Source organism: Streptomyces albipurpureus, from assembly GCF_023701525.1.
GTDB lineage: Bacteria > Actinomycetota > Actinomycetes > Streptomycetales > Streptomycetaceae > Streptomyces > Streptomyces albipurpureus.
In genome coordinates, this window is record NZ_JAMQAW010000040.1 from 67,535 (window position 1) to 86,177 (window position 18,643).

The 18,643-nt window shown below is 68.3% G+C and carries 19 protein-coding genes and 1 riboswitch; of the genes, 10 read left to right on the top strand and 9 right to left on the bottom strand.

Features of this window, described 5'->3' with window-relative positions; all coding sequences use genetic code 11:
• Positions 1–22: 22 nt before the first annotated feature.
• Positions 23–379 (bottom strand): avidin-fold protein, encoded by a 357-nt coding sequence (locus NBG84_RS29810; protein WP_250922756.1) that lies wholly within the window; start codon positions 377–379, stop codon positions 23–25.
• Between the two features lie 105 nt (positions 380–484).
• Positions 485–598, top strand: a riboswitch (TPP riboswitch).
• On the opposite strand from NBG84_RS29810, the gene thiO reads away from it, so the two are divergent.
• From thiO to NBG84_RS29840, 6 genes are all read left to right on the top strand, one after another.
• Entirely contained in the window at positions 595–1,791 is a 1,197-nt protein-coding gene (thiO, locus tag NBG84_RS29815; RefSeq protein WP_250922757.1) for a glycine oxidase ThiO, read from the top strand. It overlaps the preceding riboswitch by 4 nt.
• Positions 1,788–2,003 (top strand): sulfur carrier protein ThiS, encoded by a 216-nt coding sequence (thiS, locus tag NBG84_RS29820; RefSeq protein WP_250922758.1) that lies wholly within the window; start codon positions 1,788–1,790, stop codon positions 2,001–2,003. Before thiO ends, thiS begins: the two co-directional genes overlap by 4 nt.
• Positions 2,004–2,008: 5 nt before the next feature.
• Positions 2,009–2,854 (top strand): thiazole synthase, encoded by an 846-nt coding sequence (locus NBG84_RS29825; RefSeq protein WP_425608727.1) that lies wholly within the window; start codon positions 2,009–2,011, stop codon positions 2,852–2,854.
• A 328-nt stretch (positions 2,855–3,182) separates the two neighbouring features.
• Positions 3,183–5,150, top strand: coding sequence for a Stk1 family PASTA domain-containing Ser/Thr kinase (gene pknB, locus NBG84_RS29830; RefSeq protein WP_250922759.1), 1,968 nt, complete (start codon positions 3,183–3,185; stop codon positions 5,148–5,150).
• A 163-nt stretch (positions 5,151–5,313) separates the two neighbouring features.
• Positions 5,314–6,165: a deoxyribonuclease IV gene (locus NBG84_RS29835; RefSeq protein WP_250922760.1), complete on the top strand. Its 852-nt coding sequence runs from the start codon at positions 5,314–5,316 to the stop codon at positions 6,163–6,165.
• A 67-nt stretch (positions 6,166–6,232) separates the two neighbouring features.
• Positions 6,233–6,844, top strand: a complete 612-nt coding sequence (locus NBG84_RS29840) for a DUF4396 domain-containing protein (RefSeq protein WP_250922761.1) — start codon at positions 6,233–6,235, stop codon at positions 6,842–6,844.
• A gap of 21 nt (positions 6,845–6,865) precedes the next feature.
• On the opposite strand, the gene NBG84_RS29845 is transcribed toward NBG84_RS29840, so the two are convergent.
• The gene (locus tag NBG84_RS29845) at positions 6,866–7,291 is read right to left on the bottom strand and encodes a hypothetical protein (RefSeq protein WP_250922823.1); all 426 of its coding nucleotides are present in this window, start codon (positions 7,289–7,291) and stop codon (positions 6,866–6,868) included.
• A gap of 169 nt (positions 7,292–7,460) precedes the next feature.
• Here NBG84_RS29845 and sigJ point away from each other — a divergent pair, with 169 nt between their 5' ends.
• On the top strand, positions 7,461–8,405 hold the full coding sequence (sigJ, locus tag NBG84_RS29850; protein ID WP_250922762.1) for an RNA polymerase sigma factor SigJ: 945 nt from the start codon (positions 7,461–7,463) through the stop codon (positions 8,403–8,405).
• 35 nt (positions 8,406–8,440) lie between these two features.
• Here the strand turns inward: sigJ and NBG84_RS29855 are convergent, their stop codons facing one another.
• Positions 8,441–9,073 carry a sulfite oxidase-like oxidoreductase gene (locus NBG84_RS29855; RefSeq protein WP_250922763.1) on the bottom strand — a complete coding sequence of 211 codons (633 nt, stop codon included), beginning with the start codon at positions 9,071–9,073 and terminating at the stop codon, positions 8,441–8,443.
• Between the two features lie 157 nt (positions 9,074–9,230).
• Between NBG84_RS29855 and bfr the strand changes: the two genes are divergently transcribed.
• Positions 9,231–9,710, top strand: a complete 480-nt coding sequence (bfr, locus tag NBG84_RS29860; RefSeq protein ID WP_250922764.1) for a bacterioferritin — start codon at positions 9,231–9,233, stop codon at positions 9,708–9,710.
• A 109-nt stretch (positions 9,711–9,819) separates the two neighbouring features.
• Here the strand turns inward: bfr and NBG84_RS29865 are convergent, their stop codons facing one another.
• Positions 9,820–10,062, bottom strand: a complete 243-nt coding sequence (locus tag NBG84_RS29865; protein WP_250922765.1) for a (2Fe-2S)-binding protein — start codon at positions 10,060–10,062, stop codon at positions 9,820–9,822.
• A 173-nt stretch (positions 10,063–10,235) separates the two neighbouring features.
• The gene (locus tag NBG84_RS29870) at positions 10,236–11,582 is read right to left on the bottom strand and encodes a class II 3-deoxy-7-phosphoheptulonate synthase (protein ID WP_285368036.1); all 1,347 of its coding nucleotides are present in this window, start codon (positions 11,580–11,582) and stop codon (positions 10,236–10,238) included.
• 208 nt (positions 11,583–11,790) lie between these two features.
• Here NBG84_RS29870 and NBG84_RS41650 point away from each other — a divergent pair, with 208 nt between their 5' ends.
• Together NBG84_RS41650 and NBG84_RS29875 are read left to right on the top strand one after the other, a co-directional pair.
• Entirely contained in the window at positions 11,791–11,847 is a 57-nt protein-coding gene (locus tag NBG84_RS41650; RefSeq protein WP_425608730.1) for a trp operon leader peptide, read from the top strand.
• A 109-nt stretch (positions 11,848–11,956) separates the two neighbouring features.
• Positions 11,957–13,852, top strand: coding sequence for a chorismate-binding protein (locus NBG84_RS29875; RefSeq protein ID WP_250922767.1), 1,896 nt, complete (start codon positions 11,957–11,959; stop codon positions 13,850–13,852).
• Between the two features lie 81 nt (positions 13,853–13,933).
• Here NBG84_RS29875 and NBG84_RS29880 read toward each other — a convergent pair whose 3' ends face one another.
• The 4 genes from NBG84_RS29880 to macS all read right to left on the bottom strand — a co-directional run bounded on the left by NBG84_RS29880 (position 13,934) and on the right by macS (position 18,631).
• The gene (locus NBG84_RS29880) at positions 13,934–14,929 is read right to left on the bottom strand and encodes a 2-hydroxyacid dehydrogenase (RefSeq protein ID WP_250922768.1); all 996 of its coding nucleotides are present in this window, start codon (positions 14,927–14,929) and stop codon (positions 13,934–13,936) included.
• A 99-nt stretch (positions 14,930–15,028) separates the two neighbouring features.
• The gene (locus NBG84_RS29885) at positions 15,029–16,057 is read right to left on the bottom strand and encodes a 6-phosphofructokinase (protein WP_250922769.1); all 1,029 of its coding nucleotides are present in this window, start codon (positions 16,055–16,057) and stop codon (positions 15,029–15,031) included.
• 364 nt (positions 16,058–16,421) lie between these two features.
• Positions 16,422–17,138 (bottom strand): response regulator, encoded by a 717-nt coding sequence (locus NBG84_RS29890; RefSeq protein WP_250922770.1) that lies wholly within the window; start codon positions 17,136–17,138, stop codon positions 16,422–16,424.
• A gap of 263 nt (positions 17,139–17,401) precedes the next feature.
• A complete protein-coding gene (gene macS, locus NBG84_RS29895) occupies positions 17,402–18,631 on the bottom strand; it encodes a MacS family sensor histidine kinase (RefSeq protein ID WP_250922771.1) in 1,230 nt (409 codons plus the stop codon).
• Positions 18,632–18,643 lie beyond the last annotated feature (12 nt).

Consider the following 18,643-nt stretch of genomic DNA (forward strand, 5'->3'; position numbering starts at 1 on the left):
ACCTTAAGCATCTGACAAATCGTCAGGAAAGGGGGGCGTCCAGCACGACCTCCTCCACCACGCTGGTCCCACTGCCCTCCTGCGACTCCCACTCCCAGGTCTCATCCAACCGGACCCGCCCGTCGGGCAGCTCGACCACCGTCGAGACGCAGTGCCCCGAGGACGTGCTCAGGTCGGTCTTCAGCTGTACGTAGCGGAAGTCGATCCGATCGGCCTCCCGGGTGCCGACCAGAAAGCCCTGGACCACGTCGCCGCCCTCGTACTCGGCCCAGATCCGGCCGTCCCGCTCGTGGTAGGCGAACCGGGTGCTGGTTCCCACCTGGCCCGGGGCCTGGTCGGCCACCGGTGCGAGCACGAGTCCATCGAGTGACCTGGCCATGAGCTCTGCTCCCTCGTATCGGGGCCCATGCGAACGATCAGGTCCGCCGCGGTGCGCCGACCGCCGCTTACCACGCATTGAGGCCTGGGGTTAGGGTGGCCACCGTAAAGCACTCGCGGGAGCCCGGACGCACCGGGCTGAGAGGGAGGCTGGCCGGCCTCCGACCGTACGAACCTGATCCGGGTCATGCCGGCGAAGGGAGGAGCTGGCCAACCATGCCGTACGACCCCCGCCCCCGTTCCACCGCATCGCAGCGTTCCGCAGGCGCCGACGTACTGATCATCGGAGGCGGCATCATCGGGCTGGCCACGGCCTGGCGAGCCGCTCAGCGCGGGCTCGACGTCACCGTCGTCGATCCATCGCCGGGCGGCGGGGCGGCACAGGTGGCAGCGGGCATGTTGGCCGCCGTCACCGAACTGCACTACGGCGAGGAGACACTGCTCGCCCTCAATCTGGAATCCGCCCGCCGCTACCCGGACTTCACCGCCGAGTTGGAGGCGTGCAGCGGCCAGAGCGTCGGCTACCGCCCCTGCGGCACGCTGGCCGTGGCGCTCGACAGCGACGACCGCGCCCATCTGCGCGAACTCCACGCCCTGCAACGGCGCTCGGGGCTGGAGTCCCAGTGGCTCTCAGGCCGTGAGTGCCGACGGCTCGAACCGATGCTCGCCCCCGGGGTCCGCGGTGGACTACGCGTGGACGGCGACCACCAGGTCGATCCCCGCCGCCTCGCATCCGCGCTGGTCACTGCCTGCGAGCGGACCGGGGTGACCTTTCACCGCGGCTGGGCGCAGCGGCTCACGGTCACTCAGGACCGGGCGACCGGCGTGGTGTGTTCCGATGGGCAGCGGCTCGGCGCTGACCACATCGTGCTGGCCGGCGGCAGTTTCAGCAGAGAGCTGGGCGGGGTGCCGCCGGAGGTGCTGCCCCCGGTGCGCCCGGTCAAGGGGCAGATCCTGCGACTGACCGTGCCCGGCGCCTACGCACCCTTCCTCTCCAGGACCGTGCGCGCGGTGGTGCGCGGCAGCTCCGTCTATCTGGTGCCTCGACAGAGCGGCGAACTCGTCGTCGGCGCCACCAGCGAGGAGCAGGGCTGGGACACCACCGTCACCGCTGGAGGCGTCTACGAGCTGCTGCGGGACGCCCATGAACTGGTCCCCGGGATCACCGAACTACCGCTGGTCGAGACCCGCGCCGGGCTGCGCCCCGGCACCCCCGACAACGCTCCCCTGCTCGGCCCGACCGCGCTACCGGGTCTGCTGCTCGCCACCGGTCACTACCGCAACGGGGTGCTGCTGACCCCGGTCACCGCCGATGTGATGGCCTCGGTGCTCATCGACGGCGGCTTGCCCCCTGAAGCGCTTCCGTTTACCTCGCACCGCTTCTCCCACCTAGCTCAGGAGCAGCCCGTATGAACACTCTTCCCGTGGTGGTGTCCATCAACGGCGAGTCGCGTGAGCTGGCCACCGGAACCACTCTGGACACGCTGGTCGCCCAGCTCACCGCGGCGCCGACGGGGGTCGCGGCCGCCGTCAACGAAACGGTCGTCCCCCGCAGCCGCTGGGCGGGCACCCGGCTCGGCGACGGCGACCGCGTCGAAGTGCTCACCGCCGTACAGGGAGGCTGATCGCCGTGCCCACCACCGTGCCGTCCGCGTCCCTCAGCCCCGAGGCCCGGCCAGCCGGTCCGGATGACCGGTTGGTCATCGCGGGGACCGCCTTCGACTCCCGGTTGGTCATGGGTACGGGTGGCGCGCCCAGTCTCGACCTGCTGGAGCGCGCCCTGGTGGCCAGCGGCACCGAGCTGACCACGGTGGCGATGCGCCGTCTCGACCCCACGGTGCAGGGCTCGGTGCTCTCCGTCCTCGGCAGGCTCGGCATTCGCGTTCTGCCCAACACCGCGGGCTGTTTCACGGCGGGCGAGGCCGTGCTGACCGCGCGGCTCGCCCGGGAGGCCCTGGGCATCGACTGGATCAAACTGGAGGTCGTCGCCGACGAACGGACCCTGCTGCCCGATCCGATCGAGTTGTTGGACGCGGCGGAGACCCTGGTCGACGACGGGTTCACCGTGCTGCCCTACACCAATGACGACCCGGTGCTGGCCCGGAAACTGGAGGACGTGGGGTGTGCGGCGGTGATGCCCCTGGGGTCCCCGATCGGTTCCGGTCTCGGCATCCGCAATCCGCACAACTTCCAGCTGATCACCGAGCGGGCTCAGGTGCCGGTGATCCTGGACGCTGGTGCGGGCACGGCGTCGGACGCCGCACTCGCCATGGAGCTCGGGTGTGCCGCGGTGATGCTGGCATCCGCCGTGACCAGGGCCCAGGAACCGGTGCTGATGGCCAAGGCCATGCGGCACGCCGTCGCGGCGGGCCGGCTCGCCCATCGCGCGGGCCGCATTCCCCGCCGGCACTTCGCCGAGGCGTCGTCCCCGGTCGCGGGCATGGCCGAGCTGGACCCCGAACGCCCCGCGTTCTGACGCCTGGACACCGCGGCCGAGAGCTACCGGGCGAACGGCACGACTCAACCCCAAGAGCTACCGGGCGAACGGCACGAACCGACGCCAAGAGCTACCGGGCGAACGGCTCGGCACGATCGTCGAAGGCGCGGTCGGGGCGCCCCCGTCGACCTCCGGAGTCCGCGAAACCGTACAGGCCGCTTCTCTCGCGCACCGCTGGTTCGCGCCTTGGCCTGGCCCTTCACACTCCTGCTGCGCAGGCCCAGCGGTGTGCCCGCGCTGTCACAGCTCTGCTGCGGTGCGCCCCCGGTCAGACGGGGGTGTCACCACCGGCTCGTAGAATCACCTCGTGGACACGACCCTCCAGGACCCTCTCGTCGGGCAGCTGCTCGACGGCCGCTACCGCGTCGACGCGCGTATCGCCGTCGGCGGGATGGCCACGGTCTACCGGGCCGTCGACACCCGTCTCGACCGCGAGCTCGCCCTCAAGGTGATGCATCCGGCCCTCGCCACCGACGTGACCTTCGTGGAGCGCTTCATCCGCGAGGCCAAGTCCGTCGCCCGGTTGGCACACCCCAATGTGGTGGCGATCTTCGACCAGGGCGCACAGGGCGCATATGTCTACCTGGCGATGGAGTACGTCGCTGGTTGCACCCTGCGCGATGTGCTGCGAGATCGGGGGGCGCTCCAGCCGCGGGCCGCGCTGGACATCCTGGAGCCCGTACTCGCGGCGCTCGGCGCGGCGCATCGGGCGGGCTTCGTCCACCGCGACATCAAGCCGGAGAATGTGCTCATAGGGGACGACGGCCGGGTGAAGGTCGCCGACTTCGGCCTGGTCCGGTCGGTGGGCTCGGTGACCAACACCACCGGCACGGTCCTCGGCACGGTCTCCTATCTCGCCCCCGAGCAGATCGAGGACGGCGCATCCGACACCCGTACCGATGTGTACGCCTGCGGGGTGGTGCTCTACGAGATGCTGACCGGGTCCAAGCCCTATGGCGGACAGACACCCGCTCAGGTCCTCTACCGGCATCTGAACGACGACATTCCGCCGCCCTCCGCGCTCGCCCCGGGGCTCGCGCCCGAGCTGGACGGGCTGGTCGCCGGCGCGACCGCGCGCCATCCCGACGCACGCCCCGATGACGCGGTGGTGCTGCTGGCGCGGGCCCGCCAGGTGAGGGCCGCCCTCAGTGACGGGCAACTCGATCTGGTGCCGCCGCGGGCAGCGGCCGCGGCGAGCGGTCGGTCCGCGGCGGGCTCATCGGGCCGGGCAATCGCCGATGCGGACGGGTCCGCCGGCTCCGAGGAACGTACGGACTTCATTCGACGGGAGTTGCCACCCACGCGGGACGGCATCAGTCACACGGCCCGTCTTGCCATGTCTCCCGTACCACCGGAGCAGCCTCGCCCACGACGTCGGCCCGCCCTTCCCCGGCGGAGTGTCATCGCGATCCTCACGGTCTTCCTGATGGTGCTCGGTGTGGGTGCGGGCGTCTGGTACATCAACTCCGGACAGTTCACCCGGGTCCCGGCGCTCATCGGCAAGACCGAGAAGGACGCCCGTCAGGAGCTGCGCGGCGCCGGGCTCGATGTGCGGGAGGTCCGAAAGGACTTCAGCGAGACGGTCAAGAGGGGCACGGTCATCGACAGCGATCCGGGCACTCATGAGCGCATTCGCGGCAATGGCTCGGTCACCCTCATCGTCTCGCGGGGCCCGGAGATCGTGCGGGTGCCCGAGGTGCGGGGTGAGTCGCTCGATGACGCGGAAAAGGCACTGCGCAAGGCCGGGCTGGCGCCGGGGGTGGTGACCAAGGCATTCAGCCCGGAGGTCCCCCAGGGGTCGGTCATCCGTACTGATCCCGCCGCAGGGGCGGGACGCAGCCCGGATTCCGCCGTGGCCATCGTCGTCAGCAAGGGTGCCCCCATCACGGTGCCGGATGTCAGCGGGCAGCCGGTCCAGGAGGCGACCAGCGAGCTGGAGGGAGCCGGTTTCCAGGTCGAGGTCGCATCGGAGCGGGTCCACGCGTCCCAGCAGGAGGGGACCGTGGCCCGCCAGTCCGCGGCCCAGGGCGCACAGCTCGCCAGCGGAGACACCATCACGCTGACCGTGTCCAAGGGGCCGCGCATGGTCGATGTCCCCGACGTGGTCGGCAAGGGCGAGGACGACGCCAGGAGCGCCTTGAAGGCGGCTGGCTTCCAGGTCAAGGCGGAGAAGAACTTTCCGTATCTGGGCGACACCGTGGAGAGCCAGTCCCCCGGCGCGGACGGAGAAGCGCCCGAGGGCAGTACGGTCACCATCAGGATCAAGGGTCTGTGAGGGCAGCGTCGACAGGGATTCGACAGCCCTGGTCGTGAGGTGCCGTCTGCGACGAGCGGCCCCGTCGGCCTGAAGAGAAAACCAACGGTTCATCGCTCCACGGCGCATCGCCCCAGGCCATGTGAACGTGGAGCTCCATCGGATCAGAACAGCGAGAACACCCATGCGCAACCCCGTCGGCGGACATGTCCCGGTGGCGGGTGGTCTCGCCACCATCGGCCTCGGCTACGCCCGAGAGCTCAAGGCCGAGACCGTCCAGGTCTTTGTGGCCAATCCGCGTGGCTGGGCGACCCCATCGGGGAATCCGGCACAGGACGAACAGTTTCGGGCTGGCTGCGCCGAGGCCGGGCTCACCGCCTGGGTACACGCCCCCTATCTGATCAATTTCGGCTCGCACACCGAGGCGACCGCCGAGAAGTCGGTGGAGTCGCTGCGCCACTCACTGCGCAGGGGGCGGCAGATCGGTGCGAAGGGCGTGGTCGTCCACACCGGCTCCGCCACCGGGGGTCGCTCCCGTGAGGTGGCACTGGCCCAGGTCAGGGAACTGGTGCTGCCGCTGCTCGATGAGCTGACCCATGACGACGACCCGTTTCTGCTGCTGGAGTCCACGGCGGGACAGGGTTTCTCCCTCTGCTCCCGGGCCGAGGACTTCGGCCCCTACTTCGACGCCCTTGAGGCCCACCCCCGGCTCGGTGTCTGCCTGGACACCTGCCACATCCATGCGGCGGGGCACGATCTCGGGGACCCGCTGGGGGTGCAGCAGACCCTTGATCTGCTGGTGGAGACGGTCGGTGAGGGTCGGCTGAAGTTGATCCACGCCAATGACTCCAAGGAAGCAGCCGGCGCGCACAAGGACAGGCACGAGAACATCGGCGCGGGTCACATAGGGCTGGAGGCGTTTCGCCGACTACTGCGGCACCCCGCGACGGACGGTGTGCCGCTGATCATCGAAACCCCCGGCGGGCCGGAGGGACATGCCGCGGATGTGGCCCGACTGAAGGATCTCCGTGGGTAGCGTCGTACCCTAGGGGGGTATATGGTTCGCCGGGCAGAAACCTTACATCTGACTTTGGGGAACTCTCATGCAGCACGACGCTCACGCCCATGGGGCGGGTCACGGCCAGAGCCCGGACGGCACGAGCCATGAGCACGGCTCGCATGACGCCCACACCGCCGCCGGCAGCCCCGCCACGGACCCGGGACACCAGGGGCACGACCAACACCAGGGCGAGGCCGCTCACCAGGGCCATGGCTCCGGGAGCGTCAGCTGGTCGATGGCCGCCAGGGCCACGCTGCACTGCCTCATAGGCTGTGCCATCGGCGAGGTTCTCGGCATGATGATCGGCACGGCACTCGGCTGGCACAACGTCCCGACGATGGCTCTCGCCATCTTCCTGGCCTTCATCTTCGGCTACTCCTTCACCATGATCACCATCCTGCGGGCGGGTCTGAGCTTCAGGGCCGCCGTCAAGGTCGCCCTCGCCGCGGACACGATCTCCATCCTCGTCATGGAGATCACCGACAACAGCGTGCTCGCCCTCTGGCCGGGCGCCCTGCACGCGCAGCTGTCTGACGGTCTGTTCTGGTACGCCCTCGCCATCGCCTTCGCGGTCGCCTTTGTGATCACCACACCGGTGAACAAGTGGCTGATCGGCCGCGGCAAGGGCCATGCCGTGATGCACCAGTTCCACTGAGGTAGCCCTGGTTCGCGGCGGCTACGACCGGGTGCCGGAAGACCGGGTGCCCGAACGCCGGGGCAGGCGGACGGACAGCACCGGGCCCAGCGCCAGCACGCTCAGGCCGAACATGAGGACGCCCAGGGGGACATGGAGCGACGGCAGGTGTGCGATGCCCGACACCACCTGCGCCGAAGCGAGTACGAGGAAGCCGGACGCGTACAGGAGGGGACGTGGCGACCCGCCGCCCGGGCGCCACGCCAGGATCGCGGCGAGCACGTACACCATCGACGCGCCGTACATCACGCGCGATCCGATGTCATGCAGTACGTGGCCGTGGGACGAGGACAGGAGCATTCCGGCGGTGACCGCCTGGAAGAAGAGGGCCAGCGTCTGCAGGGCGAGCGCGACCTGGAGGAACGCAAGGGTGCGGATGCGGTGTTCTGACGTCGTCTGCGCGGCCATGGCGGTCCCCGTCTTCTGCCTCACGGCGGTGGATCGGTAAGGTCTCGCTACTCCGACGACATGGGCCCGCGAAATGTGAGGCGAAGCGCCGAGACCACTGTCCGGTGCGGTGTCTCGTCGAAGTGGCGAGAGCGGAAGCGGTCGAGGGGAACAGGGAGAAGTCGCGACCATGAGTACCGCGTCCGAGCCGGGGCACGACCGGTCCGAGCCGGCCCTGGGCACGGTCATCGGTGAGCGGCGCCAGCTGGTCAATCTCGCCTACCGGCTGCTCGGTTCGCTGGCCGAGGCCGAAGACGCCGTGCAGGAGACCTACGCCCGCTGGTACGCGATGTCGCGGCAGCAGCAGGAGGCCATCGAGTCGCCCGGCGCCTGGCTGACCACCGTGGCCACCCGCGTCTGCTGGGACCTGCTCGGCTCGGCGCGGGTCAGGCGCGAGCGCTACGTCGGCGAATGGATACCCGAGCCGCTGCCCGACCGGATGGAGTGGATCAGCGGGTCAGCGGTCAACAGGGCCGAGCGGGCCGACCCCGCCGACCGGGTCACCCTGGACGAGTCGGTGAACATGGCCTTCCTCGTCCTCCTGGAGTCGATGACGCCGGCCGAACGCGTGGCGTTCATCCTGCACGACGTCTTCCGGTACCCCTTCGCCGAGGTCGCCGAGATCCTCGGCCGGACGCCGGCGGCCTGTCGGCAGCTGGCGTCCTCGGCTCGTCGACGTGTTCGCGCCGGGCGGGCTCCGGCGGTGGCGACGGCCGGTCAGGCCGGTGTGGTGCGGAGCTTCAAGGAAGCGTGGGAGGCCAGGGACATCGGGGCCCTGGTCGACCTCCTCGATCCGGACGCCACGATGATCGCCGACGGTGGCGGACTGGCCGGCGCGGCCCTCCGCCCGGTCGAGGGCAGCGAGCGCATCGCCGCGTACCTGATCCACATGGCCAGCAGGGCCACGGGGCTGACACTGCTGGAACGAACGGTCAACGGCCAGCCCGGCCTGGTCGCCCAGCACGCCGGCATCACCGTGACCGTGGCGGCGTTCGGCCACGCTGACGGCCGCATCGCTCGCATCTGGGCGATCCGCAACCCGGAGAAGCTCCGCCCGTGGAACGGACGGAGCTGACCCGCGGCCACCCTCAGCGCGGAAAGGGCTAGTGGCTACAACTCCGGGCCGTCCCCGGGTTCCTCCTGGTAGGAGTACCGCTGCTCCTGCCAGGGGTCACCGAGGTTGTGATAGCCGCGCTCCTCCCAGAAACCACGGCGATCGGCGGTCATGTACTCCACGCCCCGGACCCATTTGGGCCCTTTCCAGGCATAGAGATGCGGCACCACCAGTCGCAGGGGAAAGCCGTGCTCAGCCGTGAGTAGTTCACCGTCCTTGTGGGTGGCGAAAACAGCGCGCTCGGATGTGAAGTCGGCGAGTCGCATATTGGCGCTGAATCCGTACTCGGCCCAGACCATGACATGGGTGACATGTTCGGCAGGCGGTGCGAGATCCACGATCGTGCGGGTGGACACGCCACCCCATTCGGCTCCCAGCATGCTGAACTTCGTCACACAGTGGAGATCCGCAAGCACCGTGGAGAACGGCAGCACCGAGAACTCCTCATGGTTCCAGCAGTGCTTGTCACCATCCGCCGTAGCGCCGAAGACCCGGAATTCCCAGCGGTCCGGTTTGAATTTGGGCACGGGACCGTAGTGGGTAACCGGCCAGCCACGCTGTATTCGCTGCCCCGGCGGAAGCGTGGACTCCTCTGCTGCACGGTATTCCCGGCTCTCCGGCTGACCCATGCGTTCCATGGTGACAGACCGGGAGGGGTGGTCATGACCAGGTCTGGCCCGATTCGGGCAACTCCTACTAAGGAGGCACTTACTGGACGGCTCTTCGTGGCAGTGCGAGGATGCGCGGACCTGCCCCCGAACCACACACGTGGAAGGAGCTTCTGCGATGCAGGGCGACCCCGAGGTCCTTGAGTTTCTCAATGAGCAGCTTACGGCCGAGCTGACGGCTATCAACCAGTACTTCCTCCACGCGAAGATGCAGGAGAACTTCGGCTGGACGAAGCTCGCCAAGTACACCAGGGCAGAGTCGTTTGATGAGATGAAGCACGCGGAAGTGCTGACCGATCGAATTCTGTTCCTCGATGGACTGCCGAACTACCAGCGACTGTTCCACGTCCGAATCGGTCAGACCGTGACCGAGATGTTCCAAGCGGACCGACAGGTCGAAGTCGAGGCAATCGACCGACTGAAGCGCGGTATCGAGGTCATGCGCGCCAAGGGCGATGTGACATCGGCGAATATCTTCGAGTCGATCCTCGAAGACGAAGAGCACCACATTGACTATCTCGACACCCAACTGGAGCTGGTCGAGAAGCTGGGTGAGCCGCTGTATATCGCGCAGCTCATCGAGCAGCCGGAGAGCTGAGCACCGGGGCTGAGTGGATTTCGCGATCCGCGTCGATCGACCCCGCTCGGCGCCATCCGGAGGCGCAGGGGTTGGACGCGGAGTTCGCCCCAGGCCCGGGAGATCCGGCTCAGGCGGCCTCGTTCAGCTCCGACACGACGGTCAGAGCCGGCTTGCCCTGGTCGAGAAGCTCACGCCGCGGGCAGCTGCCGCGGCCGAGAATCGACTGGATACGACGCACACAGGATCCACAGTCCGTGCCGGCCTTGGAAGCGGAAGCTATCTGGCGCGGAGTGCAGGCGCCAGCGTCCGCGTGCTCCCTCACCTGCTTCTCCGTGATGCCGAAGCATGAGCAGACGTACACGCGGGTCACCTCCCCGGCGGGCCGATGGGATCGATAGGTCGCGCCTTTTCCGATTGATCGTCCCGATTGATCGGTGAGGCAAACCTAACCTTACCCGCCGTGGGTGCGGCTGAAAAGCAGTGTGGGGCACGTATCACATGGATACGTGCCCCACCTGGTTCAGCTCAAGATCGCCGGTCAGCTCACTGGTCGCGGTACATCTCAGCCACCAGGAACGCCAGGTCCAGTGACTGGCTGCGGTTCAGCCGCGGGTCACAGGCGGTCTCGTACCGCTGGTGGAGATCGTCGACGAAGATCTCGTCGCCGCCGCCCACGCACTCGGTGACGTCGTCGCCGGTCAGCTCGACATGGATGCCGCCGGGGTGGGTGCCCAGCGCCTTGTGGACCTCGAAGAAGCCCTTGACCTCGTCGAGGACATCATCGAAACGACGGGTCTTGTGGCCGGAAGCCGCCTCGAAGGTGTTGCCGTGCATCGGGTCGGTGACCCAGGCGACGGTCGCGCCCGAGGCGGTGACCTTCTCCACCAGCTCCGGAAGCTTGTCGCGGACCTTGTCGGCGCCCATCCGAACGATGAAGGTCAGCCGACCGGGCTCGCGGTCCGGGTCGAGGCGGTCGATGTACTGGAGCGCCTCGTCGACGCTGGTCGTCGGACCGAGCTTGATGCCGATGGGGTTGCGGATCTTGGAGGCGAACTCAATGTGCGCTCCGTCCAGCTGACGGGTGCGCTCACCGATCCAGACCATGTGGCCCGAGACGTCGTACAGATGGCCCGTACGCGAGTCGACACGGGTGAGGGCGTCCTCGTAGTCCAGCAGCAGGGCCTCGTGGGAAGCGAAGAACTCGACCGTACGGAACTCCGCGGGGTCCGTACCGCAGGCCTCCATGAAGTTCAGCGCGTTGTCGATCTCACGGGCGAGCTGCTCATAGCGCTGGCCGGAGGGCGACGACTTCACGAAGTCCTGGTTCCAGGCGTGCACCTGGCGCAGATCGGCGTAACCACCGGTGGTGAAGGCGCGCACCAGATTGAGCGTGGCCGCGGACGCGTGGTACATCCGCTTGAGGCGCTCGGGGTCCGGGATACGGGCCGCTTCGGTGAAGTCGAAGCCGTTGACGGAGTCGCCGCGGTAGGTCGGCAGCGTCTGCCCGTCGCGGGTCTCGGTGGGCTTGGAGCGCGGCTTGGAGTACTGGCCCGCGATCCGGCCGACCTTCACCACGGGGACCGAAGCCGCGTAGGTGAGGACCGCTCCCATCTGGAGGAGGGTCTTCAGCTTGCCGCGGATGTGGTCGGCGCCCACGGCCTCGAAGGACTCGGCACAGTCACCACCCTGGAGGAGGAACGCCTCACCGCGGGCGACTGCCGCCATCCGGGCGCGCAGCTGGTCGCACTCCCCGGCGAAAACCAGCGGGGGGTAGCTCTCCAGTTCGGCGACGACCCCGCGAAGAGCTGCGGGATCGGGATACTCGGGCTGCTGCGCGGCAGGCAGGTTTCGCCAGGTGGGCACAGGGGCAGCTGAGCTCTCAACGTTCATCGTCACAGTGCCAGGTTACGACGTCCTATGGCCGTACTTCCCGACCGCTCACACTCTGGACAGGGATCATGGCCGGTTCGGACATCCGGGCCGGTCACCGGGGGCAGGTGGTGGGCGGACGGCCCATGGCTCGCGCGGGTCCACGGGCCCACACCGTGGTTTTGGTCACAGCCCCGGCAACGGCACCCGGTGCGCTACAGTTCGCGACGTGATCGCGCACTCGCTTCAGAACTGGTGGTGGACCGCTCAATCGGCGGCCCACTGACTGCGCGTATCCCCACAGAACTCGCAAAGGCCGCCCGAGGGGCGGCCTTCGGTGTTTCCGCAGCGAAACCGGCCGTTCCTCCCTCTCTCCGCTGGAAGGAACACCCCGGATGTCCATCGCTGACACTCCCCTCGACCGCCTCGCCCGTCTCCTCGAAGAGGACTGCCCGCCGTTCGCGCTGCTGCGCAGACGCACCCCCGGCCACGACCACGACGTCGTTGAGGTGCTGATCGGCCCGGTCCATGAGGTGGAGACCCTCGCCGAGATTCCCGTATCCGTCCGCCCCTCGCTCGCTCTCATCCCGTTTCGGCAGATCAGGGAGCGCGGCTTCGAGGTCGCGGACGACGGCACCCCGCTGAGCGTGCTGATCGCCGACGAGTCGTGGGAGCTGCCGCTCGACGAGGTCGTGCGCTCGCTGCCCGCGCATCCGGTGACGGTCGAGTCAGGGGCGTTCGACATCGGGGACGAGGAGTACGCGGAGGTGGTGCGCCGGGTCATCGCGGATGAGATCGGCCAGGGGGAGGGGGCGAACTTCGTGATCCGCCGTACCTTCACCGGCCAGATCCCCGGTTTTGGCCGATCCGACGCGCTGGCGCTCTTTCGCCGGCTGCTGACCGGGGAGCGCGGCGCCTACTGGACCTTTGTGGTGCACACCGGGGAGCGCACCCTGGTCGGCGCCAGTCCCGAGGTGCATGTGCGGATGAGCGGCAGCACCGTCGTGATGAATCCGATCAGCGGCACCTTCCGCTATCCGGCCGAGGGGCCGGACCCCGAGTCCCTGCTGCGCTTCCTCGACGATCGCAAGGAGCGCGATGAGCTGTCGATGGTGGTCGACGAGGAGCTGAAGATGATGTGCACCGTCGGGGACCGCGGTGGCGTCGTCATCGGCCCCCGCCTCAAGGAGATGGCCCACCTCGCCCACACCGAGTACGAGCTGCGTGGACGCTCCTCGCTCGATGTGCGGGAAGTGCTCAAGGAGACCATGTTCGCGGCGACGGTCACGGGATCGCCGGTCCAGAACGCCTGTCGGGTCATCCGTCGGTATGAGACGGGTGGCCGTGGCTACTACGCGGGTGCGCTCGCCCTCCTCGGGGTGGACGCCAACGGCCAGCAGACGCTGGACTCGCCGATCGCGATCCGCACGGCCGACATCGACGACAAGGGCGGGGTGAAGGTGCCGGTCGGCGCCACCCTGGTACGCCACTCCGATCCGATGGGAGAGGTCGCCGAGACCCATGCCAAGGCGGCGGGGGTGCTGGCCGCGCTGGGAGTGGGCCCGCAGCGGCCCGCACAGGGCGCGGATCACCCCCGGCTCGCGGATGATCCCCGGGTGCGGGCGGCCCTGGACTCGCGGCGGGCCCTGCTCGCCCCGTTCTGGCTGCGGATGCAGGAGCGCGCGGCCGAGCCCCTGGGACATGCCCTGATGGTCGATGGCGAGGACACCTTCACGGCGATGCTGGCGCATCTGCTGCGTTCGACGGGTCTTGAGGTGACCGTGCGGCGCTATGACGAGCCGGGATTGCGGGAGGCGGCGCTCACCCATCCGGGGCTGGTGGTCCTCGGCCCCGGGCCGGGTGATCCGACCGAGGCGACCGACCCCAGGATGCGCCTTCTCCGCGGGCTCACGGCGGAACTGCTCCGGAGACATCGGGGGGGTCTGTTGGGCGTCTGTCTGGGGCATGAGCTGATCGCCGCGGAGTTGGGAGTGGGGATCGTACGGAAGGAAGAGCCGCATCAGGGCGCACAGGAGCGGATCGAACTCTTCGGCAGGCGGGAGACGGTCGGCTTCTACAACAGCTTCACCGCACGCTGCGATGACCGGGTGGCGGCGGAGCTGGCCCAGCGGGGGGTGGAGGTGGCGCGCGACCCCGGGAGCGGAGATGTGTACGCGCTGCGGGCGGCGGCCTTCGCCTCGGTGCAGTTCCATCCGGAGTCGGTACTGACGCTGAACGGTCCCGGAGTGGTTTCGGGGCTGCTGGCGGGGTCCGTGCTGCGGCAGGCGTGAGCGAGAGGGTCAGTCCGGCGGTCGCCCACCGACGTTTCGGTGGGCGACCGCCGGACCGGCCCGGAGTCTTCGGAGCGCGGGTCAGACCCGGGGTACGAGGAAGTTCTCGTTGCGCCGACCGGCGACGTAGTCGGTGACGTTCTGGAGCGTCGCCGCGACGATCTGGCCGACCGCGTCCTGGGTGTAGTACGCCTGGTGCGAGGTGACCAGCACCTGGGGGAAGGTGACCAGCCGGGCCAGGGTGTCGTCCGTGATCGCCTCCAGGGACCTGTCGAGGAAGAAGAGCCCGGCCTCCGCCTCGTACACATCGAGTCCCACCCCGGTGAACCGGCCCTTGCGCAACTCCCCCACCAGGGCGTCGGTGTCGATCAGCCCACCACGGCTGGAGTTCACCAGGATCGCGTCGTCCTTCATGGCGCGCAGCTCTTGCCGCCCGATGAGGTGGTGGGTGGCGGGCAGCAGGGGGACATGGAGGCTGATGAGGTCGGATGTGGCGAGGAGTTCGGCCTTGTCGACGTATCTCATGCCCAGCTCCACACAGGCGGGGTTCTCCGCGACGTCCCAGCCCAGCAGGTTCATTCCCAGGCCGTGGGCGATACGGGTGAACGCCTCGCCGATCTTTCCGGTGCCGACGACGCCGACCGTCCGGCCGCGCAGATCGCGCCCCATCAGCCCGTCGAGTCGAAAGTCAAAGTCCCGGGTGCGGCCCGATGCCCGGACGATTTTGCGGTTGACGGCCATGGCCAGGGTCCAGGCGAACTCGGCAACGGAGTAGGGCGAGTAATAGGAGACCCGGGCAATGGTGATCCCGAGCCGCTCGGCAACCTCAAGATCGATATTGTTGAAACCGGTGGAACGCTGAGCGATCATGGTGGTGCCGCCGACGGCGAGGGTCTGGAGCACCCGACCACTGAGATTGGCATTGACGCTAGTGGAGATCATTTCATGGCCGGCCGCGATGGGAGCGGTGTCCGGGGTGAGGAAGACTTCCACACAGCGAATGTCATGGAGCCCTGCGAATGCCTTCTCGATCAGCGGCTTCTCATCGGCCTGCACTCCGAAGGCAAGGATTTCCACGGCTTTCTCCCGGAATGTGGACTGCGGACCGGATATTGCAAGATCCAGATAGCGCGAATATACGGCCCACAGCCCACAAGCGCCGATCAGAGTCGCGGATCAGCCGAAGAACACACCCGCTTCTTCGTACAGCTTGGGATCGACCGTCTTGAGTTTGGACGTGGCGTCCGAGATCGGCACTCGTACGATGTTCGTGCCCTGGAGGGCGACCATCTTGCCGAAGTCGCCGTCCCGTACCGCTTCGATGGCGTGCAAGCCGAAGCGGGTGGCCAGCCAGCGGTCGAAGGCACTCGGAGTACCGCCGCGCTGCACATGGCCGAGAACAGTCGTTCGCGCCTCCTTGCCGGTGCGCGCTTCGATCTCCTTGGCCAGCCACTCGCCGACTCCGGAGAGCCGCACATGGCCGAAGGAGTCGAGTGTGCCGTCCTTGAGCACCGCGTCGCCGTCCTTGGGCATCGCGCCCTCGGCCACGACGACGATCGGCGCATAGGTCGCTCTGAAACGCGAGGTCACCCACTTGCAGACCTGGTCGACCTCGAAGCGCTGCTCCGGGATGAGGATGACGTTGGCGCCACCCGCGAGACCCGAATGCAGCGCGATCCAACCTGCGTGCCGACCCATCACCTCCACGACAAGTACCCGCATATGGGACTCAGCCGTGGTGTGCAGCCGGTCAATCGCCTCGGTGGCGATGCCGACGGCCGTATCGAAGCCGAAGGTGTAGTCGGTCGCGGAGAGATCATTGTCGATGGTCTTGGGAACCCCGACACAGGGAATTCCGTACTCACCGCTGAGAGCCGTCGCAACACCGAGAGTGTCCTCGCCGCCAATCGCGATCAGCGCATCCACCTCGTGTTTTGCGAGATTTTCCTTGATACGGCGGACGCCGTCCTCCGCCTTGAGCGGGTTGGTGCGGGAGGAGCCGAGAATGGTGCCACCGCGAGGCAGAATGCCGCGAACTGCCGCGATGTCGAGCGGGATCGTGTCACCTTCAAGCGGTCCGCGCCATCCGTCGCGGTAACCAACGAACTCGTACGCGTACTCCTGAATGCCCTTCCGGACGACACCGCGGATGACGGCGTTAAGGCCGGGGCAGTCGCCGCCCCCGGTCAGTACTCCTACGCGCATGGATACTTCCCTTCGCCTGAATGGGCCCCGGAAACCGTCTTCTGCTCGGGGCCGCAGGAAGGCAACGCTAGTGGTGATACAGCTCACTGCGGGATGCCAGGGATAGCCAATTCCTGCGCGATATAAGGCCGTTACAGCGCTGGATAAGGGGCTGTTTTCACTCTTACGAGCGGGGGGACGCTCGCCCGCTCACCACCACCCGGGCGAGGGCCACCGCACACACCGGCGGGCGGGAGCGCCTGAGGGAGGGAGTAGACCCGCGCGGAAGGGGTGCGACGCACTGCCGGGGCGGGTGGCGGCGACCGAGTCGGCCACCGGTCCACGGGGGACATGGGCCCGCCCCCGGCACAGAGGTGCGGTCGCGTCAGCGAAGGGAACCGTCGGGGCTGGTGGTGCCGTCGTGTGTGTCCGGGGTGTCTATACCGCGCTCTATCGCATAGCGCACCAACTCCACCCGATTGTGCAACTGGAGTTTGCCCAGGGTGTTCTGTACGTGGTTCTGCACCGTGCGATGCGAGATGACCAGACGCTCGGCGATCTGCTTGTACGAGAGCCCCTTGGCGACCAGCCGGAGCACCTCGGTCTCCCGATCGGTCAGCTGCGGGGCCTTGGGGTCGTCCGCACTCGCCGACTGACCCGGATCGGATGCCAGCCTGCGGTACTCCCCCAGCACCAGTCCGGCGAGACCGGGGGTGAAGACCGCGTCTCCGACGGCGGTTCGGCGCACGGCGTCGGTCAACTCCTGCGTACTGGCCGACTTCAGCAGATAGCCGGTCGCGCCCGACTTCACCGCCTCCAGCACATCCGCGTGCTCACCGCTCGCGGAGAGCACCAGCACCCGCACCCCGGGCAGCGCCGCGACCACTTCCTTGCACACCTGGACACCGGGGAGCTCGGGCAGGTTGAGGTCGAGCACCAGCACATCGGGCACCGTGGCCTTGGCGCGGCGCACCGCCTGCTGGCCGTCGCCCGCCGTCGCCACCACATCGAACCCGGCGGTGGCCAGATCGCGGGCGACCGCGTCCCGCCACATCGGATGGTCATCGACCACCATCACCCTGACCGTCTGCTGCTCCGTCATCCTGTGCCGCCTTCCCCCGCTGAACCGATAGCGCGTGTCGAACCGATCAAACCCGTGTTACTCGTCAAACCCGTGTTACTCGTCGAACCCGTGGTGCCCGTCAAGCCCGTGAGACCGCTACAGCCCCAGGGGCCCAGGACCCCGTGGGGCCCATAAAACCCTGTTGAACATGTCAAAACGGTGGAACCGACCAAAGCTACCGACCAAAGCGGTCGAACGCGCCGTAGTACCGGGCGTCTACCGGGCGTCACCGCCGGCGGACCTCACGGGCTGCGGGGCACCTTGAGCTCGACCTCCGTGCCCTGGCCTGGCACCGAGATCAGCTCGGCGGTGCCGCCCAGATCGCGCAGCCGCCCCCGGATGGAGAGCGCCACACCCAATCGGCCCTCACCCTCCGCCTGGGCGAGGCGGCCGTCCGGAATGCCGGGACCGTCGTCCCGGACCGTCACGATCACCTCATCCGTCCAGTCCTCCACCAGGATCCAGGCATTCGCGTCCGCACCCGCGTGGAGTCTCACATTGTCCAGGGCGGCACTGACAGCGGCGGCGAGCTCGGTGGCGGCAATCGCCGGGAGCGGAACCGCGGCTCCGGGCTCCGAGAGGGTGACCTTGGGCCCCGCGTACTGCGCCAGCAGGGCGCGCAGATCGTACTCCTGGGCCGCCGCCGGCTCATCGACGTCCACGACGTACTCCGTCCGCGCCCCTTCGGCCGGATCGGTCGTCGCCTCACGGGCCGCGGGTACCAGCCCCCTGGAGACCAGGGTGCGCAGGGCGATCTCCTGCTCCCCCGCCATCCGCCCCAGCTCCGCCGCCTCACCGCCGAGCGCCGTACCCCGGCGCTGCACCATGGCCAGCACCTGCAGCACCCCGTCATGAATATCGCGGGCCAGCCGCTCCCGCTCCCGGGTCGCCGCCTCGATCTCCAGGGCTCGGGCCAGGGTTCGCTCGGAGGCTCGGGCGACCTCGACCACATATCCGATCGCTATCGAGGCGACCCAGACGAGCAGCACGTTGTGCAGGGTGTCGCGGGTGGGCTCGGCGCGCTCAACGATGTTGGCGACGGCAACCAGGGACGATGCGAAGCCGGCCCAGCGCCAGCCGCCCTTGATGGCGAAGGCCAGTACCGAACCGGCGGTCCAGATCGAGGGCAGCGTGGGCCCGTCGATCTGCTGTGCCTGGAAGTCGGCGAGGGGGGTGAGCAGAATGCCGGTGAGGGCGATGGTGAGATCGATGCCCAGGAAACGCTTGGTGCAGCGGGCGGCGTTGGAGACCTGCGGGAGGGTGGCCAGCGTCCAGATCGCCATCACCGCGAGGAAGACGCCCGCCACCCAGGGGCGCTCGAACTTGTCGGGGGTGAAGACGAAGAGGAGTATCGCGTAGATCATGGTCAGTACGCGGTAGCCGGCGAGCGCACGCCACAGCGGCAGCTCGACCGACATCCTGACGACCCGTTCACCCTTGGTGCCCCTGGCGACTCTGGTCACTGCGGCCATCTCCCCCACCCC